Genomic DNA, 25,440 nt, shown 5'->3' with positions numbered 1-25,440 from the left:
CACTCTCAGACTAACAGCGCCACCCTATGCGGTGGCGCTGTTCTTTGCGGCGAAGCTCAAGACGCTGATGGAGCCTCAACGGCCATCGCCAGCACACTCACCGGATGCAAGGCTTCCAGCGACGTGTTTTCTTCAATTTGCCATTTACAGGTTTCACAGTCGGTGATCGCAAAGTCGGCTTCTGCAGCTTTAATCTGAGCAAACAAACCACTACCGATGGCAATCGAGGTTTGATAGTTCTCGGTTTTAAAGCCGTAGGTGCCTGCCAAACCACAACACTCGCTATCGAGCACAATCACCTCTAATCCCGGGATCATACGCAATAGCTCAATGGTAAACATCGCATTACCACTGCGCTCCAAGTGACAAGGGGTATGGTAAACCACCCGCTTATTGATGGGTTTTAGCTTAGGCATCTCGCCATTCATGGCCGCTTTGAGTAAAAAGCGGGTCACAAAGCTGATTTGCCCTGCCACGTGGGCGTTATCCACTCCTAGTACGTGGGGATACTCTTCTTTTAACGTCAGCGCACAGGAGGATGAGGTGGCGATCACTGGGCGCTCGTCGGCAACAGAATCGGCAATCATCGCGGTATTGGCGGTCGCGTTGCGACGCGCTTTATCGTAAAAGCCATTGGCAATTAAAGGCACGCCACAGCACTTATGCTTGTCGAGCAATTGCACGCCGTACCCCATCGCATTCATCACTTTTACCAAGTCTTTACCAAGCTGCGGGTTATTAAAATTCACATAGCAACCGTGGAAGTAACTGACTTGTTTCGGGTATTCAGCTTGTGCCGCCACTTGGCTTTTCATCCAACGCCGAAAGGTGCCAAAAGAATACTTGGGTAGAGATTTATGTTTATCCACCCCAATCGTGGCATGCATCACCGCTTTCACCGGTTTCAGATCCGTCATCACATTTACCAGTGGCGCGACTGGATTAGCAAGCGTGCCAAACAAGTCGGTGTGGCTGAGCACGTAATCACGCATCAGCTTGGGGTTGATGTTTTTCTTGCCGTGTTTGCCGCGCGCCACCGCAATGATATCGCCAATTTTTACACCGGATGGGCAGGCGGTTTCGCAGCGTTTGCAGTTGGTGCATAGCTTGAGCAGGTCATCATAATACTCAGGATTTTTGATCCGCAGGCGCTCACCATCCGGGCCACATTCTTTGGGGCCAGGATACGCCGGATTCGCTTTCGACACCGGACAATACACTGTGCACACCGTGCATTTAATGCATTGGTCAAAGCTGGTGGGTTGCGGCGCATGGTCGCTATAGTCACGCTGTTTAAGCCATTCAGTTAGCATGGGACGCCTCCTTAGCACTCGCCATCACGGCGAGCGCACGTTGCGCGGCGGCGTAGCCAGTAGCGATCGCGACGCCACCGCCACAGCCTTCATAGACGGGATCGTAACCACTGAGTACCGCGCCACACACAAACAGATTTTGACAGCGTTTGCCGCGTGCGGTGGGCCGCAGTTGGTTGTCGGTGTTGATGCCAAACGCCATAAAGGGATGGCTTTGCTGACTAAAAAAGTCGTCGTTGCGCCACTCGCTACGATCGGGGCTTTGCACCATATCTAACCCCAACGTCGGTTCGCTCACCTGGGTGCGGTCGGCATTGAGACCGCGGCTAAAATAGCTGCCCGTGGCCAAGATCACCGCCTCTGCGGTTAACGGAATATCTTCGAGCTGGCGCGTATGCAGGGCGGTGAGGCAACCATTGTCGTCAAACTCACCACCGGTCACTTGATCACCACGCAGCAACACCCCACCCGCACTGGCAAAGACCCGCTGTAAGGCGGTTTCAATTCGGATCCCCAGCAGCGAGGGCGGCATGGTTGGCACTTCGTGAAAACAGCGATCGGTGCGCTGTTTAAGCACATCCATACCCCGCTCTCCCGCCACATCGGCAATAATGGCAGGCAAAATCACCAATTCATCCGGGCCGGATTGCGCGATTAATTGCTCGCACAGGCTGTCAAAGGCATCAGGCTCGGCCAATAAACGGGAAAGATCCACCGAGCGTAGCTCATTGCGGTTACGGCGTAATCGCTCGGCACCCGGAATCGACAACGTGATGGTGCGACTTGGGCAGGAGGCAAAATCACGCTGGGCGGTAATGGTATCTTTCGCTAACGTCGGTTGCGCATCGCGATAGCCTTCAATGGCGGCAAAACAGAGGCCCGAAAAACGACGCGGGCCGCGATGCTGATACACATGTCCTTGCGACAGCCAAGTCGGACGCACGGTGCCCAGCGGCGTAATACGGCCGTGGTTGGCATTATCCTCTTGATGATACAGACACACCTTTTGCGCACTCAGTTGCTGTTGGAACCAAGTTAGTGATTGGGTGATTTCCTCTAAACTGACTTTGGCATACGGATGCTCAGGATGTTGGCGAACCAGTTTCGGAATCGCTTCAAAAGGCTGGCTGACCGGTTCACCATTAGGGAAATGGCCCAATACATCAATCGAGCCTGACGAAAAATGCAGCGCGCTTTGTCCGGCGCTAATCATGACGGTTTTCTTGCCCGCTTCTAGTGCCCGCAAGGCGGCAGTAAACCCGGCAATGCCGCCACCAATCACTGCGATATCGTAGTGGATCATTGTGATACCTCCTGATCAGCCGCTGACGTCGGTGTAGCACGTTTTAACTCACCACTACTGCGTGGTGTCTTCGGCGGCGTTGGCACCTCTCCGGCGCCAAATAATCCTTGATAAATCCAATAACTAAATTCGGCTTCGCGTAGCGCGTCGCCCCAAAAAATGGGTTTCACGCCTTTCCAGCGCTCTTCGAGAAAGTCCACCAGCAGCCCAGCACTGGCTTGGCCATCTAATCCTCCGCATTCACTGAATAAGCTGGCGGCACGATAGCTGCACAGCTCACCCTGACAAGGCCCCATACCCAGACGGGTGCGGCGACGTAAATCAGTGATGTTTTTTGCGTCCAACGATTGAATGGCATAGTTCACCTCGCCCTTGGTCACCATTTCGCATTCGCAAATTACCGCTTGGCTATCGTCACTTTCATCTAAAAAATGGCTAACGCGTTCACCGTGGCGGTAATAGGCGGATTGGTAGACAGGTTTCACCAAGCTGGCGCTGGCTTTACGGATCCCTTTAGAAGGCTCAGAGCCCGGTAGCGGACGGGTCGCAGTTTGGCATGGATTACGGTTACCCAGCTTTTCAGCCACCAAGTCTGTGGCTTGCTCGGCCATCAAACGGTAGGTCATGAGCTTACCACCGGTGATGGTGATCAAGCCCTCCAGCCCATCGCGTGCTTGGTGATCAAGCAACACAATGCCGCGACTAATATTGCGACCACTGCCGTCGTCGTCTACCGAGACCAAAGGCCGCACGCCCGCGTAAGCGCGCAACACCCGCGTATTGGCCATAATGGGGGCGAGCTTAGCCCCCTCGCGCATCAGCACATCCACCTCTTGTGGCGTCACCGCCAACTTATCAATCTGATCGTACTCGATGTGCTCAGAGGTGGTGCCGATTAAGGAAATGGTGTCACCAGGCACCAAGATGTCAGCGTCTGCCGGTTTACGGCAGCGGTTGATTACTCGGTTGTTAATCCGATAATCGAGGATCAGCAATGAGCCCTTGGCGGGGAACATTTTGATATTCAGATCGGCATACTCGCAGATTGTCTGCCCCCAAATCCCTGCGGCATTGATCACTTGCTTCGCCATAATGGCAAAACGCTCGCCGGTGAGGGTATGCAAACACTGGACACCTTGCACCGTCGCCCCTTGACGAATTAATCCCATCACTCGAGTATGGTTAAACACCTTGCCGCCGTGCTCTTTGCCGTCCAACACATTCGCGGCACACAAGCGAAACGGATCGATAATGCCATCCGGTACCTGCACCGCACCAATCATAGCCGGATTGGCGTTGGGCTCGAACGCCAGCGCTTCACGTGGTGTCAGTTTCCGGGTCGGAATGCCAGCTTTATCGCAACTGGCAATAAAGGTGTCTTGGTACGCTAAATCATCTTCCGGCAAGGTGATAAAGAGTCCGCTGGTATCTTCCACGCAGTGGCGAGCCACGGATTTAAGGATGGTGTTTTCTTGAATGCATTCACAGGCCGATTCGGTATCTGTGACCGCGTAACGAGCCCCAGAATGCAGCAAGCCATGGTTGCGCCCCGATGTCCCAGCCGCGATATCGTCACGTTCGAGCATAATGCACGAGATACCGCGCAGCGCACAATCTCGCATAATGCCGGTGCCGGTTGCTCCCCCGCCGATGATGACCACATCCGTTTCTATATACTGGCTATTTGGCATGGGGCCTCCTTGTTACTGTATCGTAACGGGAGTGTGGCATTTTCTGTTTCACAAAGACGGCGAGAGCATCACACAATGCGCGAATTCGAAACACAAACTCACACTTGTTTGATTTGAGACAAACTTTTGGCCGCAAAAAGACGCGCGAATGGTGACACGGTAAACCGCCGCCACAGGAAGCAGGCCCGACGTTGACACCAAAGAACCGGGCAAGTTAGAGACATCGATACGATGCACAACACGCACATAAAAAATGCGCGAAAACGCGCATTGTTAATAACGTGTGTGTTTATTTGCTACTGGTGCGGGTTATCAAACGCTGGCGTGTCATATATCCGCGATAACACAATGCCACCACAAAACATAACCCTGCGGGAAACAGCAAAGCCGCAAAATGGAAGTACGCAAAGAGCGACGCGCCCACTACCCCGCCGACGATAAAGCCAGACGCGATCAGTAAAAAGAGCATCAGTTTGCGCTTATCCACTGGATTGCCGCGCAGCTTACCCCCGAGCATCAATCCTAAATCGGTAAAGATGCCGGTTAAGTGGGTTGAGCGCACGATCGCGCCGCTGTAGGTGGTCGCCATCGCGTTCTGCAAGCCGCACGCTGCCGAGGCGGCTAACTGGCCAATGGCAAAGCCACGAGAAAGAAAATAGAACGCCAACATAATCAGCCCAGCTTCGACAAACAGTGCCGAGTCATAATGGCGGCCCAGTTTGAGCGTGCTGCCATGCAATAAGCACCCGGAAATCGCGGCACCAAGGAAAAATGCCACCAGTAAGCCCCCCAGCTGGATGACTTGTGTCCACTGGCCTGCAAACAACCCCGAACCAAATTGCGTCGCGGTACCTGAAACATGTGAGACGGCTTGGTGTTCAAAGCCCAACAGCCCGATCGCATTGATGGTGCCGGCGATCAGCGCTAACACAAACGCCCCGGCTTCAACCCACCGAGGCAAACGGGTAATCATTGGCTGTCCTACTCGTTATTTGATAAAGGTGATGGCTGGTCAAGCCTGTCCAGTTGGTTATGACGGATCATCGCTTGTAGCTCCTTCACATAGGCTTGGCCACGCTCCGAATAGCGCCCCAACCCATTGGCAAGCGATGTACCTGAAAGCGGTTTATTCTGCTCACGCAGGCTAGCGCGGATCTCGCGTAGCCCTTGATACGCGGCATGGGTATTTAAGTTATTGATGTAGCTTTTTACCGAGGCTTGTGGGTTATCAAAGGCTGCCACTTCGTGCACTTTCCCTTCCGCACGTTGCTTGGGTACCAGTCCACATCCTTTGCTGAAACACCACTGTCCGAAGTAATTATTCCCTTCACGCGCAAACCGCGAGGTGCCCCATGCACTCTCATTGGCCGCCTGCGCTAATACCAACGACGGCGGAATGATATCTACCCGTTGGATCAGTGCCATCCAGTCTGCTTCTTGGCCGACATCAAACTCGGCTAGCTCATACTGATCGGCGAGCGCTTGAACGCGTTTTGTTTCTCGGCGGCTTAACTCACTTTGACGCGTGTGCCATGCCGTTAACGCGGTGCGATCCGCCAAGATTTCGCTGTTAATGGTATTCACGACAGGGGTGAAGTAATCAAAAAACGCCTGCTTACGCTCAGCCCCCGCCGCAAAGGATTGAAAATCGGGCACAAGCGGGGCTTTGGGCTGCTGGCGCGAAACCAAAATGGTGACGGTCACGGCAAAAATCGCCATGCCAATAAAGACGAAGGTACGGTGTTTCATAGTGCCCCTAGTGTTGTCGATGTGGGCGCTATTATACGCGAAATACCTAACGGCGACGAATGCCGCCCTATTAGCTTAGCCCTGACAGCGTGACATCATGTTTTTATGGGTAAGATCACTCGAAAACATGCGCCGCCTAAATCACTATGATCAATCTCTACATGACCGCCGTGGCGGGTGACAATTTGTTTAACGATCGCCAGCCCCAAGCCATAGCCTGAGCGCTTTTTATCGCGGGAACGATTCGCACTGTAAAAGGCATCAAAAATAAACGGCCAGTGTGATGGATCCACCCCCTCACCATCATCGTGTACGGCAATCACAAGCTGTGTGTCCTCGCAATAGACACGCACGGCTATTTGACGAGTCGCATACTTCTCCGCATTACCGATTAAATTGGTGATCACTCGTTTGAGCAGGTGTGGATCGGCCTCAACACTGGGCAAGTCTTGCGGGGCATCCAAGCTCACGGACTTAGTGCTGAGCGTTTGCCAACGCGGCCATTCTTCTTGTAGCCACATCGCCGTATTCAATCTTTCCGGGCTAAAAGGTGTATTGGGGTGATCAACACGTGCCAAATAAAGAAGCTCATCAACCAACCCTGCCATTTCATCCGTATCTTCAACGATACTGACGATTTTTTGTTGCTGCTTGCGGTCCAGTTGGCTCTCACTCAACAATTCAGCTTGCCATTGAATTCGAAATAAAGGAGAGCGCAATTCATGCGCCACCGCATTGGTTAGCGCTCGGCGACTACTGACCAAACTGGCAATTCTGTCTGCCATATGATTAAAGGTCGCGTTCAAACTCCCCACGGTATATTGACTCTTTGTTGACGCCCGCGCGTCTAAATTGCCGTTGGCAAATTGAAGAGCCGCTTGCTCGAGTGACCGTACTCGGCGGCTGAGAAACCGCACCATGAAAAAACTGTAGAGAGCAAAACCAAAAAAGAGAAAAACGAACAATAGATCTTCATTAAACGCAATGGCCCCGTGTAGCTCAGAGTCTACCGCGGTTTGTAAACTATAGATTTGCGCCTTATCGTCGAGACGGAACCACAAGGTTTCGTTTTTATCATCAAAAACGGCCGAGGGGTCAAGTTGGTGGGAAAATGCCTCCTTCAAATGAGCCGGAATCTTGCCAAGTTCGTGTACCGATAATGAATATTCAACGTTATCGGCATACCCCTTCAGCGCACCTAAAGCTGCTTGCGTTCCCGCCTGTGACTCAATCAGCGCTACCATATCAACGACACTTTCAGCCTGTCGCTTCGCCAAGGTTGCTTCATAGTTTTCCGTCAGTTCATACACGAGGTATTCGTAGGTCAATGAGCTCGCCATAAAAATGACGACCAGCCCAAAGAAGAACTCTAAATATATCCGACGCATTGCTCACCACTCATACAGACTTCTACTACGCACTTACCATGCATCAGGCACAAACAAGTAACCCTTTCCCCGCACTGTGATAATTTTTTTAGGGTTGGTGGATGTATCACCCAGCTTTTTTCTCAAGGTCACAATTTTATTGTCTATCGTCCGGTCAACACCGTCATACTCAATACCTCGTAATGCACGCGTTAACGTCTCTCGTGTGTGCACCTCGTCAGGCTGACTGGCCAGGTGCCAAAGCAATGCAAATTCACTGTCTGTTAATGCGATAGGCTCATCATTTAATGAACAGTAGCGTCTTGCCTCATTGAGCGCCAAGACACCATAATTAAGGACACTGGGTTTGGATGCGAGAACTGCTGCGTCGTCTCTAAGCTGGCGTAGTTGCACTCTTACACGAGCCATCAGCACCCGAGGCTTAATCGGTTTGCTGATAAAATCGTCCGCGCCCACCTCTAGGGCTGCCACATGGTCAAAATCATCATCACTCGCGGTTAGCATCACAATTCTTCCTCTAAACCCATCACGGATTTGTCGGCAAATTGTCAGTCCATCGTCACCGGGTAGCATTAGATCGAGTAGAACCAAGTCAGGTTGTGCGGACAAAATGTATTCAGCCGCCCCTGTCCCTTCAGCGAGTGCCGTGACGCGATAGTCTTGTGTATCAAAATACTCTGTCAGCATTTCTCGCATTTTGGGGTCATCTTCGACAACCACCAAGTGTAGTTTCTCTTCCATTAATCTTGACCTAGAAAAATAAACAAACCAAAAGCCTTGGTATCAATCATTAATAACTCTGTGCGTCTACAGGCGTAGCTATCACGACAGTCATACGACAAACCATGACACTCTGCAGATACATTACCGCGCTCGTCAGCCGTAAAGTACCACTCAAACGTTCCCCCTTAAACGAACGTTCCAAAAAGCAATGACTATAAGTCATACGTTCTTAAAAAACACCTACGACGAATAATAGGTTATTTACAATGAAAAAATTAGCACCTTTCGCTTTACTGATTCTCGCGCCAGCGGCTTATGCCTCTTCTTATATGGGGATGGAATTCGGGGCTGGTAGCGCTGATGTGAGTGGCTTAGAGAGCAGCGAGTTCAAAAGTGATCTCGAGGACCGAGGAACCGTCAAGCTGTACGGCGGTAAGTATATCACTGACTCAGTGCGCGCTTACGGCTACTGGCAGTCGGGCGCGTCGAGTAAATCGACAGTGAAAGCAGGAGATGAAGAGCTGTCGCTGGAAAATACTGATTATCAATTCGGTATGGGCTTAGACTATATTCACGAGTTCACTGACAATTTGTACGGTATTGCTGGTGGTACGCTAGGCTATCAACGCAGCAAGCTAGAAATTAAGGACAAAGATGCTCTGGGGACTGACAACTATAATCTCAGAGACTCTGGCCTAGCGAGCGACGTCAATCTCGGCCTTGGGTATCGTTTTAACTCCGGTATCGCTTTGGAAGGCGGTCATAAATACGGCTTAACGAAACAAAAGTATGCGGAAGGTATTTCCTTCAAGAACCCAAGTGTGTTTTACCTCGACGTTAACTATAAATTCTAACAACACGCTCACAGACGACAGTTGGCTAAACTTACGCGGACAGACCGTTTAAGCTAAGACAAAGACACTATCTCACCCCTTACCCAAATAGGCATCCACTCAGTGGGTGCCTATTTTTCTTACAATAGCGATGATTGGTTAAATACCAGTTCTAAGTGTCAACTCAATCACCCATTGATATAAAGGCCGACTCATCGCGCCCTTTATTATAGTCAATTGTTTACTCTGTAAAAAATACTTGCCTGCTCCTCTACCTATATTTGCTGGCGAGTGTTTTCGCCCAATGTAATACTTTGTTACATTTCCTGGACATTATAAAGTTGTACGCTTGATAAGGGGCTCTTTCCCCATCGTCATCTGCGTGTAAATTGACGGCATACCCGCAACTTTTCAAAGACTCACGCGCTAGGCTATCCATGAAAAACATTTTATTTTTACCCATTGCGATGTTTGCGTTCGGTATGGATGCCTATGTCGTGGCAGGCATTATTCCGGAAATTTCCACCAGTTTTCAGATCACAGAAGCACAAACCGCACAAATGGTGACGGCTTTTACCTTGTGCTACGCCCTTTCTGCGCCAATCTTGGCGACATTGTTGGCAGGCTTTCCGACCAAAAAGGCACTCGTGCTATCGATGCTGGTGTTTATCGCCGCTAATCTTGTCACCATTTTCAGCACGCACTTAACCATGTTACTGGCAAGCCGCGCGCTAGCCGGCATAGGGGCCGGCATTTTCTCGCCTTTAGCCGCGGCAAGTGCCGCCTCTTTGGTGCCAGCAGAGAAGAAGGGGCGTGCATTAGGGCTGTTGTTGGGTGGTATGAGTGCGGGTACCGTTGTTGGGGTTCCCGTCGGTCTCGCTCTCGCCACTTGGCTTGGATGGCAAGGCGTGTTTGCCGTCGTGATCGGTATCGCGCTCATTGGGCTTATTGGCGTGGTGCTGGGTGTTCCTCAGATCTGTGTCGCCCCGCCGCCATCGCTAAAAGCACGCGTCGCGTTACTCGCCAGTCGGTCCGTGTCTGCCACCATTAGTGTCACCTTCTTGACGGCTGTCGCCAGCTTGGGGCTCTATTCTTATCTCGCACCTGTGATTACGGGCATCACACAAAAAACCAACCTCACGCCATATTTATGGGTTTGGGGCCTAGGCGGCATGGTAGGCAGCTTCACCATCGGCCATTTAATTGACTGGGTAAAACGTCCAAGGACAATCCTGCTCAGCGTTCTGACGCTCATGTTCGTCGCCATCTTCAGCATTCCGAGTAGCTTGCCGTTGCCCTCAATCATTGCCTTTGTGCCATTCTTTTTATGGGGTGCGGCCGGTTGGTCGTCGCTCGCACCACAGCAACACACACTGATTAGCCTCCAACCGGAGCAAAGTGCCGCCGTTGTCGCACTCAATAGTTCATCAAACTACCTTGGTGGTGCGGTGGGTACCCTTTTGGGTGGGCTGTGGCTCGGCCACGGGATTTCCGTGATTCAGCTTGTCTACGCTGCCGCCGCGGTAGCGGCCGTAGCCATCGTTATTCAGGTTGGGATTCTGCGCCAAGGCGCCAACGCCGTGACAAAGGAGTGCAAAAGCATCTAGCCTGCTAACAATCAACTCGGCTCATATTTCAAACGTTGCGTTTACTCGCCTCCATAGGCAGGAATGCTACACGTGGCGGTGTTGGCACCCGATAACAATGAGTTATATCCTCAAAATGCGTTTGCTTGCAGCAAGCCAGCAAACTGCTACCTCTTACGTGATGCTTGCTCGTCTGTCGTGTGACCTTGTGCGTGTCCTGGCGGTGCAAACAAGCACTGCCATCGTTGCCGAAAATTCAAATCAGGCTGCGTGACATCGCGCCACATTTGTTGCCATTCTGCAAAGGTCACCACCAGAGGGTTGAAACTGTTTACTGGCTTGGGGATCCCATAGCGCACCGGTTCAGATTCCGGCTCGAAGGTGCCAAATAATTTGTCCCAAATGATCAAAATGCCCGCGTAGTTTTTGTCGATGTACTGGGGGTTCACGCCATGATGAACGCGATGATGAGACGGGGTATTAAAAACCCATTCCACAGGCCCGAGTGTCTTTATCCATTGAGTGTGGACAAAAAACTGTAACCCTAAATTCAGCAGCACAACAAACACCACCCATTGCGGCGGAAATCCAATCACCACCAGCGGCAGCCAAAACAGCCACATCCCTGCCAGCGGATACATTAAGCTTTGGCGAAACGCGGTGCTAAAGTTCATCCGCTCTGAGCTATGATGCACCACATGCGCCGCCCACATCCAGCGAACACGATGGCTGGCGCGGTGGAACCAGTAGTAACAAAAATCTTGTGCGACCATCAGCAACAAAAACAGGCTCACCGACATCTCAATGTCGAACAGCCGCCAGCCAAACCACCATAAATAGACCTTAGCAATCAGCAACCCGGTCAGTAGATCGGCAGCTTGATGCAGCCCCGCCAAGGTAAAGTTACAGAGCACTTCCGGCACGTGATAACGCGCATTATCGCCCAATTTCCCCCGGCGCAGCGCCACCCAATACTCCCCCAGCATGCATAAGAAAAACACGGGAGCCAATACAAGCAGTAGCCATTCTGGATGGGAGATCAGTTCAGTCACGGAGCCTTTATCGCACAGTACAGTTTCTTAACATATTAGGTGTTTCAGCCCAACCTGTAAGGAAAAGCATCACCAAGCTGTTAGTTTGCGCACAAAAGGAGAGTAAGCGGATATACAGATACAAAAAAGCCGCTGATTTCTCAGCGGCTTTTCGGTATGTGGCGGAGGGACAGGGATTCGAACCCTGGAAGGGCTATTAACCCTTGCCGGTTTTCAAGACCGGTGCTTTCAACCGCTCAGCCATCCCTCCGAACTGGGTGGTATACTAATGTTGCCCCGAGTCAATGTAAAGCACTGCAACAAAAAATTTGGTTTAAGTGATGGATATTTATCCATTAGTCGCTTCTCTTGGCTTCACATTGGTTAAACAAGTTGGTACAACGTGCACATACTCTCGACGAGAGCTCGCATGTTATTAACTCAGGAACCAACATGACCTTAGACAGCTTTCTCGCTAAAGTCACTCAAACCCCAGATATGGTAATGTTTGACGAGACAATAGCGGTGATAGATGCCCATTACGACTATGCCCCCACTCGATTCACTAACGGTGATCTGGCTAATAAAGCAGGCCAGAACACAGGGTCTTGCAAAGTCCTCGCATTCTGCCAGCTCCATGAGCTTACGGAAGCACAGACACTCTCCTGCTTTGGGGGGTATTATCGCGAGGACGTGCTGAGCAACCCTTCGGGGACGGATCACAAAAACATTCGCAACTTTATGGTCACTGGATGGAACGGTGTCTCATTTGACAAAATGCCACTTAAGGCCAAAACACGCGCGCACTCGTAGCATGAAAGCAACGTGAAACGGCGACCCTAAGTCGCCGTTTTGCCTATTAAACCGACGTTTTAACCGACGCCTTTAACCCGATATCGCGGCTTGATGACGAGGTAGAAATACTTCTCCCATCATACAACGCACGCTTCCCCCACCCACGGTTTCAATTGTGTTGACATCGACAGGTACCAATTTACCAAATTGGCGCAGCGTGCGTTTTTGCTCTTCAGTAAACGCACTGTAGGCCGACAATGACATGACGATGAGTGATTCACCATGGCGATTGCGCAATTGTAAAATATTGCCACAAAGCTGGTTCATTTGTGATTCACTAATGAATACCAAGGTTTTATCTTGACTCAATGTGTTACACACAAGATCGCGCTGCCCCGGTTCTATCACCTCATCGCACACAACGGCAAACTCTTCACCCACCGCCATCATCACATTGGTATGATAAACCGGATTGCCATCGCTCATTTCCGTGTTAAAGCTCACGACTTGTCGCATGCCTACCTTTGCTGCCCACTCAGTGAGCAAAATGCTGTCACAACGGTGTGAAAGCGCCGCATAAACACGCTGGTTGAGATGGTCGATAACCATCGCGCCCGTACTTTCAAGAAACGCATCGTCCTTGTCATGACACTTCACTTTGTGTACGTGATTGACGGCATAGCCTGCACGGTCTAATGCAGTCATTAAGCGCTCGGGTTTCACCTCTAACTGGCGGTTTGGGCACGCCATAGGGTAAAGGTAGAGCTCGCCACTGGGGAGCGTACTAAACCAATTATTGGGAAACACGGCATCAGGCGTTGCAGGGTCAGAGTCTGGGTACTCCATCACCACCACATCGATACCATGGCGGCGGAGGATCATCACCATGTTGTTGAATTCTGCCATCGCGCGCGCTTTTACTTCTTCATCCGGTAGTGACGGCGCATGCTGAAAACCATTATCCTCACTCGTTTGCGCATTAAATTTAAAATGGAGCGGGGGCACCATCACCACAGCAGACGCCGCATGTGGATGAGTCAGCGGATATTGGGTATCACAGCTCGCTAAAAACGCCATAAGCAAACCTTCTAAAACAACAAGTATTAAGAGTATAGAGTCGCTGTCACGCACGCGATCAATCCGGGTGCGTCACCGCCTCTTCCAACAGTGTGAATACTGAACAAGCGGAGGAAAATATCATTGAAACAAGTTTTTTACAAACTGAGTTTCTCAGCCTCTCGCACACCTACAGACACTTACAGCCAGTTCTCCTATATCTCACTGAATTAATGATCTTTTTAAAAGCTTCTCGGGGTGGCAGCGATATTCACCGCTCCGAACAATTATTGCCCCTACCCTGTGTGTGGTTGGCTACAATAGAAATAGCGGCAAGGAGGAAAAGGCATGGAAACGGCGCGCCCCACTCACAATGAGCAGCAAAGACTTCACGCATTGCACGATCTAGGCATATTAGATACTGGACACGAAGACAGATTTGAGCGGATTGTAAGGGTAGCGGCATACGTTTCTGACTGCCCCGTTGTCGCAATTAGCCTCGTTGATGAACAGAGACAATGGTTTAAAGCCAAGCGTGGTTTAGCCGTCAACCAAACAAGCCGCAGCGAATCGATTTGTGGTCATGCTATTCAGCAATTAGAGCCATTAATTGTTGAGGATACGCTCAACGACAGTCGCTTTGCTGACAACCCGTTGGTAACCGGCCCTCCTTATATCCGTTTTTATGCAGGTTTTCCCTTTAGCCTGGATAGCGAACACCTGCTTGGAACGCTCTGTGTGATCGATCATCACCCTCGCGAGCTTACGGATGCCTGTCAGCGCGCGCTGTCAGACCTCGCGCGTATCGTCGAGCATGAGTTGGTCATGACGCAACAAAATGTCATTGATCCGCTAACAGACGTCTTTAATCGACGTGGCTTTTACAGAGAAGTAAACAGTTATCTAACAGACGACGTTGTCATTGAAGATCAACATACGTTATTACACTTTGACGTTCGCCAGTTACAAGACGTCAACCAGCGCTATGGCAAGCATGCGGGCGACAAAGTCCTGAAAGAGTTTGCTGGCTGTCTAACAGATGTGTTCGGTGATTTGGGCTGGGTTGGTCGCCTAGAAGGCTGTGAATTTGCGATATTATTGATTCAACAGGATGTCGATGCGGTCGAAGCACAATTGGATCGCTTCTATCTCCGGCTTTGTCGCCGATTATCCTTAGAACGCTATCCGTTCAACTACTCAGTCGGCCTTGCGCACTTTTCGCAGATTGACGAAACCGTCACGCTAGAAACAATGCTTCTAGACGCTACAAGTGATACAAGGCGCTACGCTGTGCCTGAAGAAACACGTCATATAGGGTGAAGTCGATGGAGAGTTATGAAGATTGGAGCGACATACGAGGTTCGAACTCGTGACCTCGACCTTGGCAAGGTCGCGCTCTACCAGCTGAGCTAATGTCGCCTTATGCAATTAAGCGTTGCATGACGCTGTGTAAAATTGGTTGTGAGGAGCTGATTTAACGCGGAATGCAATTCGCGCCGTGCAACGGCGCCGACCGAAGGTCGTATTGACTTATCATCAATTGTTAAGTGCTTCTTCAGCAACCTAAAATTGGTTGCGGGAGCTGGATTTGAACCAACGACCTTCGGGTTATGAGCCCGACGAGCTACCAAACTGCTCCATCCCGCGTCCGTAACATCAATACTGCTTGATGTGGGCAAAACTTGGAGCGACATACGAGGTTCGAACTCGTGACCTCGACCTTGGCAAGGTCGCGCTCTACCAGCTGAGCTAATGTCGCCTTATGCAATTAAGCGTTGCATGACGCTGTGTAAAATTGGTTGTGAGGAGCTGATTTAACGCGGAATGCAATTCGCGCCGTGCAACGGCGCCGACCGAAGGTCGTATTGACTTATTATCAATCGTTAAGTGCTTCTTCAGCAACCTAAAATTGGTTGCGGGAGACGGATTTGAACCGCCGACCTTCGGGTTATGAGCCCGACGAGCTACCAAACTGCTCCATCCCGCGTCCGAATTATACTGCACTAAGAGAAACATGGAGGCGCGTCCCGGAGTCGAACCGAGGTCCACGGATTTGCAATCCGCTGCATAGCCACTCTGCCAACGCGCCTTAACGCTGCTGCCTCTTGAGTACGGGGAGGCATTCTACGGATTAACGTGATCGAGTCAACACTTATTATTTAAAAAAAGTGTCACCTGCCTGTTTTGCAAACGAAAACATCAAAACCCATCCAGTTTGCGGATCTTTTCAGCATGGTTTGCCTTTTTATTATTCACTTCCTGTTTTATCTTCGCCTTATCTCTTATTAACATTTTTGTGACAAGTTTCATGTCCACAACATGCCTGTCTTAATTTTTAAACAACGTGTCTTTTTCCTCTACAGTGAATGGGTTGCAAGGAGTAATGCGACGCTATGTAAATCAAGGAGGAAACATGAAATACAAAATGACAATGCTCGCTTTCGCGCTGGCCACCAGCTTTGCCCACGCGGGTCAAGACGACGATAAAGTCTGGATTTCCATTGGCGCTGATGCACAACAAACGGCGCGTCATGCTGGTGCCAGACCGATGTTGTCACACGCTGTTGCAAGTAATGGCAAAGCATGGGTAGGTGAAGTCAGTGAATCTCAACTGGCCGCGCTGTCTCATGAGATGCATGAAAATCATCACCGCTGTGGTGGCTATATCGTGCACACCTCAGCACAAAGTGCCATGGCAGCCAGCAATATGCCGGTGTCCCGCGCAAGCTTTACGCCACCGACCATCAGTCAGCAGGCACTCGTAATGCCTTGGCTGGACCAAATTCAATCAAGTTTAATCGTGAATACCATCGATCGCCTGACCGACTTTCCCAACCGCTTCTACACCACGACATCGGGCGCACAAGCATCCGATTGGATAAAGGCACGCTGGCAATCGCTCGCTCAGGGGTTAAACGGTGTGGCAATCTCTCAAGTGTCGCACAGTGGTTATAACCAAACGTCGGTTATGATGACTATCGAAGGCACAGAAAGCCCTGACGAATGGGTTGTGATTGGTGGGCATCTCGATTCCACCATTGGTGCACGCACAGACGAGCAAAGTATCGCACCTGGCGCCGATGACGATGCCTCCGGGATTGCAGCAGTGACAGAGATCATTCGTGTTTTATCGCAGAATGACTTTCAACCAAAACGCAGTATCGCCTTTGTCGCTTATGCCGCCGAAGAAGTTGGACTTCGTGGCTCGCAAGCTATCGCCAACCAGTTTAAACAACAAGGCAAAGATGTACGTGGCGTGTTGCAGCTTGATATGACCAACTATCAAGGCTCAGCAGAAGACATTGTCTTTATTACCGATTATACCGATAACGGCCTCACCCAGTATCTCACTCAGTTACTCGATACCTATTTGCCTACACTCAGCTATGGCTTTGATACATGTGGATATGCGTGCTCCGACCACGCGTCTTGGCATCAAGCAGGTTATCCTGCAGCCATCCCGTTCGAAGCAAAATTCAATAACTACAATCCCAATATTCATACCCCTCGCGACACACTCGCCAACAGTGATAGTGAAGGGCGTCATGCGGCTAAGTTCACCAAACTCGGTTTGGCCTATACGGTAGAGTTAGCTAACGCTGCCTCCCAGCCCAATCCTGGTAATGGTTTGAAGCTCGGTCAGCCTGTCGACAATATTTCAGGTGCCCGTGGCAGCGAGCGCACCTATCGCTACCCGTTAGAGACCACCAGTGATGTCGTCATCCGCACATACGGCGGTACTGGCGATGTGGACCTTTATGTTAAACAAGGTGGTCAAGTTAGCACTGATAATTGGGATTGCCGCCCCTATCAAGGTGGAAATAACGAAATCTGCCGGTTTGATGGCGCATCGCCCGGCGAGTTTTCAGTCTTGCTTCGGGGCTATCGGGATTACCAAGGCGTCAGCTTGATTGTTGAATAACCGCAATCGCTCAAATAGGTAACGGCGAGCGACTCATCGGCTCGCCTTCTTACAGGCTTTGTGAGTAACCGTGAATGAAAGGCGCCCGCGTGGCGCCCTATTTGTCAGAGGGGGTAAGGAAGCGAAATGTTAAGTTGATTCGCTCACTCGTTGGCTTTTGCGTTTTCGGCAAACTGTGCTGCCAATGTGTTTGGGTTGTGCCTCTCATCACCAGCAAGGATCCATGATTCAATAAAACCTCACGCTTTTCTTGCCGCTTAGGATGGCGAAAAAGAAAACGACGGCTCGCCCCCAAGCTGACAGAGGCAATCGTAGGTTGCTCCCCCAGCTCAGGCTCATCATCTCGGTGCCACCCCATGTAATCGCTACCGCTGCGATAGCGATTTAACAGAACAGTGTTAAAGGAAGTCTGACACTGCGCCTCTACCCAACCTTTGAGTTGGCGCAAGGGATGTGTCCAAGGCAGCGGCTGAAGCGTGAGTCCGCTGTAGGTGTAAGGATGATCACCATACCATGCCAATAGACGTGGCTGCATCACGGTGCGGCCAAACAACGAAATCGGCAATTGTTGCCAGGGGGTTTGCGCGAGTAAGGTTGAGAACAATGTGTCTGCACACCCCGCTGATAGCCACTCAGGCCACCAATCCACCTGAGCATCAGGCATATCAGTGTTCGGGTGGCTATCAAATGCCGCATCAGAAAAGAAACTTTGTTGCTCGGGAGAGCGAGCCATAAAACACTGCCTCGTTCAATACTGTTAGACAGTGAGTATGGCTGTCGTTAGCGGATTGGATCAACGCGCTGCCCGCTCATACCATTCAATCGATACCAGCCGGCAATACTAAAACGCTGTCTTTTGGCGGGAAGCACCTCATGAGGGAAAGCTTCGGATAAAAACGTCACCAATCGTCCCGCTTTCGGCCATAACGTTTGTCGATGGCTACCGTCGGGGTTGTAAATGACGATTTCGCCCCCGTCTTGTTCAGACCAATCTTCATTAAGATACAACACGGTGGTCACTTTACGGTTTGAGCGCCCTTCGAAGGCATCATAATGTTTGGCATAAAAGTCACCAGGGTTGTACTTGGCAAAATGCGCTTCATATTCAAATAGCCCCAAAAAAAGGTGACGATTGAATGCCTGCTGAAGATCGGCCATTTTAGCTAGTAATGCATCCACGGCAGGCTGGCTCCCTCGTTCTAGCCAGTGAATTTTATCCCGACGAATTTGCGTATTAGTGTGCTGTTTTTGTTCGCGCCCAATCGTGGCTTGCGCCCATTGGGCGGGCAGGCATGTGTGTAAGTCATGCACCTCTTGCGCTGACAAAAATCCGTCACACACACTGAGTCCATGTGTCGCAATATCATCGATGATAGCCAGGTTGCTCAACCACTTGTCTCCGCCTAGAAATGGAGACGTTACCTTACTGCCTTTAACCGGCAGGACAACATGCGTTGTTTATCGTGACCATAAGCATAACTCATCGATAGCGTCACTCTCTCTCAACATATCAACCGAGCAAATCCTCGAGTTTTGCTTTCCAAATCGCGAGCGCCAGCGCTGGGCTACGTAGCATTTTTGGCGTGGGTATCCAGCCATGTTTGAGGCGAGCAAACACATCAAAGCGACTGGCTTGGCCATCGATGGCCTCGGCAACCACTCGTCCCGCAATATTGGTTAATCCAACGCCATGCCCCGTATATCCATGTGCGGTATAAATATCATGACCTAAATGCGCAATGTGCGGCATATAACTACGCGTCACAGCAAACATTCCGCCCCAGTGATAGTCCATCTTTACCTGGCCCAGTTGAGGGAAAACCTTAGTCATCCGATGGTGGAGCCGCTGCGCCGAATCCTTATACTCGCGATTAAACGGATGATTGACGCCACCAAACAATAAGCGTCCCTCTGCCGTGGGACGGAAATAGTCTAAACAGTTGTTGAGATCCGACATCGCCATGCGATTGGTAATTGGCATACGCTCACCAAGCGGTTCGGTCACAGCAATAAACGAGGCAACGGGCAGAACCTTGGCTTGTGCTTGGCGGTGTAAACCCTCTAGATACGCGTTACAGGCAAGCAAAACGCGGGGCGTATTCACTCGACCTTGAGGTGTGATCACCGCATGAGGTTGCCCTTTGACCAAACGTGTAGCAGGAGTGTGCTCATAGATTTTCACCCCCATTTGCTCAGCCGCACGGGCAAGCCCCAGCGTGTAGTTCAAGGTATGAATATGCGCACTGTTGGGGTCATATAACCCTCCGAGGTATCGCTCGGTGTTAGCAACCTCCGCCACTTGCGCTTTGTCCCACCACTGGGCGTCTGGGTATTGGTAACGCCCTTGCTTTAATGCATGCCAGCTTTGCAGCTCCTTTTGCTGCGCGGAATTTAAAGCAAGCTCGATATAGCCCGGTTGAAAGTCACAGTCAATCTGGTGATGCTGGATCCGTTCGCGAACGATATCAACGGCTTCAACCGACAAGTCCCACAACTGTTTGCCCCACGCTTGCCCATAGGTTTCATCAACTTCTCTCAGCCCAAGGCAATACCCCACGAGACACTGGCCACCATTGCGGCCAGACCCTCCCCATGCCACTGTTTGTGCGTCTAGAACGGTGACACTATAGCCACGCTGTCGCAATTCAATGGCGGCGTTCAGGCCCGTTAAACCCGCCCCAATAATACACACATCTGCCTCTTGTGTGCCTGCCAGTGTAGGAAATGACAGCGTTTGGTTTTGGGTTGCAACATAGTAATTTGTCGCCGCGTTGAAGTCATTATCAGGTCGAACCGTCTTGACCATGCTCTCAATGGTTACTCTTGTTATCAAAAAAGAAAAAGTATTAAAAAACCAGCAGTCTGGTTTCGCGCCATCACACGCTCAGAGGCGGCAAATACTGGCACTGTCCTCCCTCTCTGGCAAGCTATTATTCTCGTCACTTTACCCGGCCATTTGGGGGAGATGGCAACCGATATGCTAACGTTAGCAAGGTATTGCCCCCTATCAAGGTTGGTAAAAAAACTCGTTGACACTAAGGTCAAGTACAATATGATGCGCTCGACGTGTACTCGGCCAGTCAGCCATTGAAGGATCATGACAATGAAAAAAATGTCTCACGGAATCACCGCCACAACACTTGCGCTTTCAGCCCTCTTTGCAAGCGCCGTTCATGCAGACGATAAGGTACTCAACCTCTATAACTGGGCAGAATACATGCCAATGGACGTGATTGAAGCGTTCGAAGAGGAGTATCAAGTCGACGTCAATTACTCGACGTTTGAGAGCAATGAAGCCATGTATGCCAAGCTCAAACTCCTGAATAGCGAAGGCTACGATCTGGCATTTGCCTCAACCTATTTCATTGAGCGAATGGTCAATGAAGAAATGCTCGCCAACATTGATAAGAGCCAAATCAGTCATTTTGACAACCTGCGCCCAGGCTTACTGGGTCAACCTTTTGACAAAAATAATGACTATTCGCTGCCGTATGTGTTTGGTGTGACTGGCATTAGCTACAACAGTGATTATGTCGATGGCAGTAAAGTGGCCAAGTGGGCAGACTTATGGCGCGACGACTTCAACGGCCAAGTCATGCTCTTGAATGATGTGCGTGATGTGTTTGGCATGGCGTTGAAAGCACAAGGTCATAGCATTAACAGCACCGAAGAGGCTGAAATTAAGCAAGCCTATGAATACCTCCGTGAGTTGCGCGACAACGTGGTGGTGTATAACTCTGATGCACCGCATGTGCCATTTGTAACCGGTGAAGTGAGCATTGGCCAACAATGGAACGGTAATGCTTACATGGCGCAACAAGAAATCGAAGGCATTGAGTTCGTCTACCCACAGGAAGGGGCGATTTTATGGATGGATAACTTTATCATCCCCAAAAACGCCGAACACAAGACCTTGGCACACCAGTTTATCGATTTTATGTATCGCCCTGAAAATCAGGCGAAACTGGTGGAAGAATTTGGCTATCCAGCTCCGAACACCAACGCGGCTGAGTACTTAGAGGCCGAGCTAAAAGAGAACAGCACCATCTTCCCATCCGATGAAGCGGTGAACAAAGGTGAGTTCACCAATGATGTCGGTGAAGCGGTGAAAATCTATCAAAAATACTGGCAGATGTTGAAAAGCTAATCGCGCGTCTGTGATAACAATTTTCCCCAAGGCCTCATACGAGGCCTTTTTTATTATCTAAGTCAATATCTCACGCTTGTCACTATTTTTAGTCAATGGGTTTTTGCTATGCTCAACGTAAACACGCATTAATCCACTTAAATCACTGACGACAAGGACGTTATTCCATGATTGACTTTCGCTCTGACACCGTGACCCAACCCGATGCATCCATGCGAGACGCCATGGCTAACGCCCCTGTCGGCGATGATGTGTATGGCGACGACCCAAGCATTAACGCGCTGGAAACATGGGCGGCTGAACGACACGGTTTTGAAGCTGCACTTTTTACCACCTCGGGAACCCAAGCTAATTTATTGGCCCTGATGGCGCATTGCGAGCGCGGTGATGAGTATGTGTGTGGTCAGCAAGCGCACAATTACAAATACGAAGCAGGCGGTGCGGCCGTATTGGGCTCGATTCAACCCCAGCCCATTGAAAATGAGCCAGATGGGACCTTGTCTTTCGATAAAATCGCGGCGGCTATCAAGCCCGATGACTTTCATTTTGCCCGCACTAAGCTGCTGAGCTTGGAAAACACCATAGGTGGTAAAGTCTTACCTCTGTCCTATTTAGCCAAGGCTCGAACATTTTGCGACCAACATCAACTACAGCTACACCTTGACGGCGCAAGGGTTTACAACGCGGCTGTCGCACTAGAAGTGGACATTAAGGCGATCAGTTGTCACTTTGACTCGATGACAATTTGTCTATCCAAAGGATTAGGCGCACCTGTCGGCTCACTGCTACTCGGCTCGAAAGCCCTGATCAGTAAAGCCCGGCGTATTCGCAAAATGCTCGGTGGCGGCATGCGTCAAGCGGGCATATTGGCGGTTGCTGGCTATAAAGCACTGACCGAAAACGTAGAACGCTTGGCGGAGGATCACGCGAATGCGCATTACCTCGCCAGTGAGCTGGAAAAACTGAACGGCTTTTCCACTAGCGGCTATCCTGTGCAAACCAACATCGTTTATGTCGATGTGGCCGAAACAATCAATCATACACGCTTGCAAATGCGGCTGATGGAAAAAGAGATCCGCGTTTCTCTGTCTGGCAAACCAGCCCGTTTGGTAACACACAAAGACATCTGCCGCGCAGATATCGATACTCTGATCGCCGCGATTAAGGCCTCTCACTAAACCGTTCCAATGTACGATCGCACCGGGCCTAATGGCCCGCTTTGTACACAAAACCATCAGAAAACTCAAAACTGTGACCCCATCACAGCTTTCTCCACCAAGGTCACTAAAACAATCACTTACAGCCGCTACACTGAAATAATCACCGACACAATGCCAATATGGGAAGCGCTATGGCTATCACTCCGCTAAAAAGCGATCGTTTATACCGTGAGTCCAGCTTAAAGCACAGTGACATCACTTCAACCAAACACCTTGCGCCGCTTGACGAGATTGTCGGCCAAGATCGTGCTCGTCATGCGGTTGAGTTCGCGATGTCCATCAAAGAGAAGGGCTACAACATCTATGCCATTGGCCAAAATGGACTGGGCAAACGCACCATGATGATGCGCTACCTCAACCAACACTGGCAAAGTGAGTCACCGGTTTATGACTGGTGTTATGTCGCTAATTTTCAAGAGGCGCGCGCACCAGAAGTATTGAAGTTGCCTGCGGGTAAAGGCAGTGAACTCAAAAAGCACATTGAGCAACTGATGGGCAAACTGGCCAACGCCCTGCCCATGGCGTTTGACAACGAAATGTATTACCAGCGGGCAGAAACACTCAAAAACCAACTCACAGAGCGCCAGCAAAGTGTGCTTCAAGGCTTGAGTGACACGGCAGAGAAAAACAGTGTGAGTTTGACCATCACGCCCCAGGGTGATTACCAATTTGTGGCCTTAAACGGCGAGGAGCCTCACACCGAGGAGACCTTTGACGCTCTCTCGCAAGACGAGCAGATGGCCTTTGGCAAAGTCATCGATAAGTTGGAGACGGAACTGCGAGGTGTTGTTCGCCAACTTGGCGAATGGGAGTCTGAGTACGCGGAAAAGCAAAAAGCGCTGGATGAGGATATCGCCCAAGACGTCATCACCACCCAAATGGCACCGCTTAAAAAACAGTTTGCTGACTTGCCTGACATTTTAGCCTTTTTAGACGCCATGCAAGCTGACATGCTCGAGCACCTTGATATTTTCCTTGAAGACAGTGAGGAGCAAGCTGCACTTGCGTATGCGGCGCTGGATAAAAAACTCCCTCGCCGCTACCAAGTCAATGTGTTAGTCAGTCAAAATGACGCACAAGCGCCGATCGTGGTTGAGGATAGCCCTAGCTACCACAATCTGTTCGGTTATGTTGAGAATGCCACGTTTAAAGGCACGGTGTTTACCGACTTTTCATTGATTCGTTCAGGCAGCCTTCACCGCGCCAATGGCGGCGTATTGCTGATGGATGCCATTAAAGTCCTCGAGAAGCCCTATGTATGGGATGGTATCAAACGCGCTCTCAGTAGCCGCCAGTTGAGTGTGAGCGCTCTGGAGCGAGAAGTGACCTTAAGCGGGACCGTGTCTCTCGATCCGGCGCCGATTCCTCTGGATGTTAAAATCATTTTGTTTGGCGACTACCAAACCTATCAGCTACTCCAGCGCTACGATGCGGAGTTTATTGAGCTGTTTCGGGTCACCGCGGATTTTGAAGATGACATGCCGCGCACAGAGAGCACCGAGCAGCAATACGCCAAGTTCATTTCAAGCATTATTCATGACAGCCATTTGCTCCACTGCAGTCGCAGCGCCATTGCGCGTATTATTGAGCACAGTGCGCGACAAGCCGAGGATCAAAACCGCTTATCATTGCACTCCGCCGATATTGCTAACCTGTTGCGCGAGTCTAATTATTGGGCGAATCACGCTAACGCAAACAGTATTGGTGCCCTGCATGTAGAAAAAGCGCTCGCCAGCCGCAATATGCGCGTGAGCCGCTTGCGTGACAGCATGATGCAGAATGTGGAAAACGGCGTCACACTGATCAACACGCACGGCGCGGCGCTGGGTCAAATCAATGGCCTGTCGGTGCTGAGCACATCGGATTACAGCTTTGGCTTACCCAACCGCATCACCGCAACCACGGCGTTTGGGGAAGGAGAAGTGCTGGATATCGAGCGAAGTGTCAAACTCGGCGGCCGTATCCACTCCAAAGGGGTGATGATCTTATCGGCGTACTTGGCGAATTTACTAGGAAAAACGGACACCATCCCACTCAAAACCCATCTTACCTTTGAGCAATCATACGGCGGTGTGGATGGCGATAGTGCTTCCATGGCGGAGTTCTGCGCGATTTTTTCTGCGATCACGGATGTCCCACTTCGACAAGACATTGCCATTACGGGGTCGATGAATCAGTTCGGTGAAGCGCAACCTATTGGTGGGGTCAATGAAAAAATCGAAGGCTTTTTTGATGTGTGCACCCTAAAAGGCCCAAGCAGCACCCAGGGGGTGATCATTCCTACTGCCAATGTCCAAAACCTGATGCTCCGCAAAGATGTGGTACTGGCGGTAGAAAAAGGCGAGTTTCACGTATACGCCGTCTCACATGTCAGTGACGCCCTGGCTTTATTAGCGGGACAGGCCGCAGGCTTTGGCCCTGACAGTGATAACGGGTCTGGACTGTTAGCCATCGCGATCGACAAACTGAATCAACAGCGAGCGGCACATCAACCCCAAAAATAATCGACACCCATCAGCCTAACTCAATACTGAATGCGGCCAATCGGCCGCTTTTTTATTCCGGCTTTTTCGCGGCACTTACATATCATTCGCCATATCAACCCTTTACTTTGTTGTGACACATCTCACGCTCTCCGCTCGCCGCTTAACTTGATCCTACGCAAAAAACAGAGCCGTTTTTA

Annotated in this window: 20 protein-coding genes and 6 tRNA genes; 8 read left to right on the top strand and 18 right to left on the bottom strand. The window is 50.6% G+C overall.

From position 1 onward, the window contains the following. Positions 1-56: 56 nt before the first annotated feature. The 7 genes from glpC to BGL48_RS08435 all read right to left on the bottom strand — a co-directional run bounded on the left by glpC (position 57) and on the right by BGL48_RS08435 (position 8,185). Complete coding sequence (glpC, locus tag BGL48_RS08470; RefSeq protein WP_069362248.1) at positions 57-1,313, bottom strand: anaerobic glycerol-3-phosphate dehydrogenase subunit GlpC; 1,257 nt, start codon at positions 1,311-1,313, stop codon at positions 57-59. Continuing rightward, positions 1,303-2,616, bottom strand: coding sequence for a glycerol-3-phosphate dehydrogenase subunit GlpB (glpB, locus tag BGL48_RS08465; RefSeq protein WP_069362247.1), 1,314 nt, complete (start codon positions 2,614-2,616; stop codon positions 1,303-1,305). Before glpB ends, glpC begins: the two co-directional genes overlap by 11 nt. Further along, a complete protein-coding gene (glpA, locus tag BGL48_RS08460) occupies positions 2,613-4,307 on the bottom strand; it encodes an anaerobic glycerol-3-phosphate dehydrogenase subunit A (protein ID WP_083238499.1) in 1,695 nt (564 codons plus the stop codon). The genes glpB and glpA overlap by 4 nt, the downstream gene beginning before the upstream one ends. Before the next feature lie 289 nt (positions 4,308-4,596). After that, positions 4,597-5,280 (bottom strand): YoaK family protein, encoded by a 684-nt coding sequence (locus tag BGL48_RS08450; protein WP_069362245.1) that lies wholly within the window; start codon positions 5,278-5,280, stop codon positions 4,597-4,599. An 8-nt stretch (positions 5,281-5,288) separates the two neighbouring features. After that, positions 5,289-6,056 (bottom strand): glucosaminidase domain-containing protein, encoded by a 768-nt coding sequence (locus BGL48_RS08445; protein ID WP_102505176.1) that lies wholly within the window; start codon positions 6,054-6,056, stop codon positions 5,289-5,291. Positions 6,057-6,151: 95 nt separating this feature from the next. Next, the gene (locus BGL48_RS08440) at positions 6,152-7,444 is read right to left on the bottom strand and encodes an ATP-binding protein (protein ID WP_069362244.1); all 1,293 of its coding nucleotides are present in this window, start codon (positions 7,442-7,444) and stop codon (positions 6,152-6,154) included. 33 nt (positions 7,445-7,477) lie between these two features. Then, positions 7,478-8,185 (bottom strand): response regulator, encoded by a 708-nt coding sequence (locus BGL48_RS08435; RefSeq protein ID WP_069362243.1) that lies wholly within the window; start codon positions 8,183-8,185, stop codon positions 7,478-7,480. A 248-nt stretch (positions 8,186-8,433) separates the two neighbouring features. Between BGL48_RS08435 and BGL48_RS08430 the strand changes: the two genes are divergently transcribed. Both BGL48_RS08430 and BGL48_RS08425 read left to right on the top strand, forming a co-directional pair. Beyond that, positions 8,434-9,021 (top strand): outer membrane beta-barrel protein, encoded by a 588-nt coding sequence (locus tag BGL48_RS08430; protein ID WP_069362242.1) that lies wholly within the window; start codon positions 8,434-8,436, stop codon positions 9,019-9,021. A gap of 416 nt (positions 9,022-9,437) precedes the next feature. Continuing rightward, positions 9,438-10,607 (top strand): MFS transporter, encoded by a 1,170-nt coding sequence (locus BGL48_RS08425; RefSeq protein WP_069362241.1) that lies wholly within the window; start codon positions 9,438-9,440, stop codon positions 10,605-10,607. Between the two features lie 146 nt (positions 10,608-10,753). Here BGL48_RS08425 and BGL48_RS08420 read toward each other — a convergent pair whose 3' ends face one another. Both BGL48_RS08420 and BGL48_RS08415 read right to left on the bottom strand, forming a co-directional pair. Beyond that, positions 10,754-11,638, bottom strand: a complete 885-nt coding sequence (locus tag BGL48_RS08420; RefSeq protein ID WP_069362240.1) for a sterol desaturase family protein — start codon at positions 11,636-11,638, stop codon at positions 10,754-10,756. A 159-nt stretch (positions 11,639-11,797) separates the two neighbouring features. Further along, positions 11,798-11,888 (bottom strand) — tRNA-Ser (locus tag BGL48_RS08415). Positions 11,889-12,070: 182 nt separating this feature from the next. On the opposite strand from BGL48_RS08415, the gene BGL48_RS08410 reads away from it, so the two are divergent. Next, the gene (locus BGL48_RS08410) at positions 12,071-12,430 is read left to right on the top strand and encodes a HopJ type III effector protein (protein ID WP_069362239.1); all 360 of its coding nucleotides are present in this window, start codon (positions 12,071-12,073) and stop codon (positions 12,428-12,430) included. Positions 12,431-12,502: 72 nt separating this feature from the next. On the opposite strand, the gene BGL48_RS08405 is transcribed toward BGL48_RS08410, so the two are convergent. Next, the gene (locus BGL48_RS08405; RefSeq protein ID WP_069362238.1) at positions 12,503-13,489 is read right to left on the bottom strand and encodes an arginine deiminase-related protein; all 987 of its coding nucleotides are present in this window, start codon (positions 13,487-13,489) and stop codon (positions 12,503-12,505) included. 327 nt (positions 13,490-13,816) lie between these two features. Here BGL48_RS08405 and BGL48_RS08400 point away from each other — a divergent pair, with 327 nt between their 5' ends. Continuing rightward, positions 13,817-14,788: a sensor domain-containing diguanylate cyclase gene (locus BGL48_RS08400; RefSeq protein WP_069362237.1), complete on the top strand. Its 972-nt coding sequence runs from the start codon at positions 13,817-13,819 to the stop codon at positions 14,786-14,788. A 23-nt stretch (positions 14,789-14,811) separates the two neighbouring features. Here BGL48_RS08400 and BGL48_RS08395 read toward each other — a convergent pair. The 5 genes from BGL48_RS08395 to BGL48_RS08375 form a co-directional block, all read right to left on the bottom strand. After that, positions 14,812-14,887: transfer RNA gene (locus BGL48_RS08395), tRNA-Gly, on the bottom strand. A gap of 151 nt (positions 14,888-15,038) precedes the next feature. Next, a tRNA-Met gene (locus BGL48_RS08390) sits at positions 15,039-15,115 on the bottom strand. Between the two features lie 36 nt (positions 15,116-15,151). Beyond that, positions 15,152-15,227 (bottom strand) — tRNA-Gly (locus BGL48_RS08385). A gap of 151 nt (positions 15,228-15,378) precedes the next feature. After that, positions 15,379-15,455: transfer RNA gene (locus BGL48_RS08380), tRNA-Met, on the bottom strand. Between the two features lie 28 nt (positions 15,456-15,483). After that, a tRNA-Cys gene (locus BGL48_RS08375) sits at positions 15,484-15,557 on the bottom strand. Positions 15,558-15,893: 336 nt separating this feature from the next. On the opposite strand from BGL48_RS08375, the gene BGL48_RS08370 reads away from it, so the two are divergent. Then, positions 15,894-17,390, top strand: coding sequence for a M20/M25/M40 family metallo-hydrolase (locus BGL48_RS08370; protein ID WP_176719649.1), 1,497 nt, complete (start codon positions 15,894-15,896; stop codon positions 17,388-17,390). Positions 17,391-17,487: 97 nt separating this feature from the next. Here the strand turns inward: BGL48_RS08370 and BGL48_RS08365 are convergent, their stop codons facing one another. The 3 genes from BGL48_RS08365 to BGL48_RS08355 form a co-directional block, all read right to left on the bottom strand. Next, positions 17,488-18,054: an alpha-ketoglutarate-dependent dioxygenase AlkB family protein gene (locus tag BGL48_RS08365; protein WP_069362261.1), complete on the bottom strand. Its 567-nt coding sequence runs from the start codon at positions 18,052-18,054 to the stop codon at positions 17,488-17,490. Between the two features lie 116 nt (positions 18,055-18,170). Beyond that, the gene (locus tag BGL48_RS08360; RefSeq protein ID WP_069362235.1) at positions 18,171-18,779 is read right to left on the bottom strand and encodes a 2OG-Fe(II) oxygenase; all 609 of its coding nucleotides are present in this window, start codon (positions 18,777-18,779) and stop codon (positions 18,171-18,173) included. A 121-nt stretch (positions 18,780-18,900) separates the two neighbouring features. After that, complete coding sequence (locus tag BGL48_RS08355; RefSeq protein WP_069362234.1) at positions 18,901-20,196, bottom strand: NAD(P)/FAD-dependent oxidoreductase; 1,296 nt, start codon at positions 20,194-20,196, stop codon at positions 18,901-18,903. Between the two features lie 297 nt (positions 20,197-20,493). Between BGL48_RS08355 and BGL48_RS08350 the strand changes: the two genes are divergently transcribed. From BGL48_RS08350 to BGL48_RS08340, 3 genes are all read left to right on the top strand, one after another. Then, positions 20,494-21,537, top strand: coding sequence for an ABC transporter substrate-binding protein (locus BGL48_RS08350; protein ID WP_069362233.1), 1,044 nt, complete (start codon positions 20,494-20,496; stop codon positions 21,535-21,537). 167 nt (positions 21,538-21,704) lie between these two features. After that, a complete protein-coding gene (gene ltaE, locus BGL48_RS08345) occupies positions 21,705-22,715 on the top strand; it encodes a low-specificity L-threonine aldolase (protein WP_069362232.1) in 1,011 nt (336 codons plus the stop codon). A gap of 173 nt (positions 22,716-22,888) precedes the next feature. Further along, positions 22,889-25,261, top strand: a complete 2,373-nt coding sequence (locus tag BGL48_RS08340) for a Lon protease family protein (protein ID WP_069362231.1) — start codon at positions 22,889-22,891, stop codon at positions 25,259-25,261. The last annotated feature ends 179 nt before the right edge of the window (positions 25,262-25,440 follow it).

It is taken from the genome of Salinivibrio sp. SS3, from assembly GCF_001722105.1.
Taxonomy (GTDB): domain Bacteria; phylum Pseudomonadota; class Gammaproteobacteria; order Enterobacterales; family Vibrionaceae; genus Salinivibrio; species Salinivibrio kushneri.
The sequence above is the reverse complement of the archived record's forward strand: the minus strand, read 5'-3'. Positions and strand labels throughout refer to the sequence as shown.

Coding starts and splice junctions, on each gene's coding strand:
- BGL48_RS08350 (WP_069362233.1), top strand. CDS start 20,494: ATGAAAAAAATGTCTCACGGAATCACCGCCACAACACTTGCGCTTTCA.
- glpB (WP_069362247.1), bottom strand. CDS start 2,616: ATGATCCACTACGATATCGCAGTGATTGGTGGCGGCATTGCCGGGTTT.
- BGL48_RS08445 (WP_102505176.1), bottom strand. CDS start 6,056: ATGAAACACCGTACCTTCGTCTTTATTGGCATGGCGATTTTTGCCGTG.
- BGL48_RS08435 (WP_069362243.1), bottom strand. CDS start 8,185: ATGGAAGAGAAACTACACTTGGTGGTTGTCGAAGATGACCCCAAAATG.
- BGL48_RS08450 (WP_069362245.1), bottom strand. CDS start 5,280: ATGATTACCCGTTTGCCTCGGTGGGTTGAAGCCGGGGCGTTTGTGTTA.
- BGL48_RS08410 (WP_069362239.1), top strand. CDS start 12,071: ATGACCTTAGACAGCTTTCTCGCTAAAGTCACTCAAACCCCAGATATG.
- BGL48_RS08355 (WP_069362234.1), bottom strand. CDS start 20,196: ATGGTCAAGACGGTTCGACCTGATAATGACTTCAACGCGGCGACAAAT.
- ltaE (WP_069362232.1), top strand. CDS start 21,705: ATGATTGACTTTCGCTCTGACACCGTGACCCAACCCGATGCATCCATG.
- BGL48_RS08425 (WP_069362241.1), top strand. CDS start 9,438: ATGAAAAACATTTTATTTTTACCCATTGCGATGTTTGCGTTCGGTATG.
- BGL48_RS08365 (WP_069362261.1), bottom strand. CDS start 18,054: ATGCCTGATGCTCAGGTGGATTGGTGGCCTGAGTGGCTATCAGCGGGG.
- glpA (WP_083238499.1), bottom strand. CDS start 4,307: ATGCCAAATAGCCAGTATATAGAAACGGATGTGGTCATCATCGGCGGG.
- BGL48_RS08430 (WP_069362242.1), top strand. CDS start 8,434: ATGAAAAAATTAGCACCTTTCGCTTTACTGATTCTCGCGCCAGCGGCT.
- BGL48_RS08370 (WP_176719649.1), top strand. CDS start 15,894: ATGACAATGCTCGCTTTCGCGCTGGCCACCAGCTTTGCCCACGCGGGT.
- BGL48_RS08340 (WP_069362231.1), top strand. CDS start 22,889: ATGGCTATCACTCCGCTAAAAAGCGATCGTTTATACCGTGAGTCCAGC.
- BGL48_RS08405 (WP_069362238.1), bottom strand. CDS start 13,489: ATGGCGTTTTTAGCGAGCTGTGATACCCAATATCCGCTGACTCATCCA.
- glpC (WP_069362248.1), bottom strand. CDS start 1,313: ATGCTAACTGAATGGCTTAAACAGCGTGACTATAGCGACCATGCGCCG.
- BGL48_RS08440 (WP_069362244.1), bottom strand. CDS start 7,444: ATGCGTCGGATATATTTAGAGTTCTTCTTTGGGCTGGTCGTCATTTTT.
- BGL48_RS08400 (WP_069362237.1), top strand. CDS start 13,817: ATGGAAACGGCGCGCCCCACTCACAATGAGCAGCAAAGACTTCACGCA.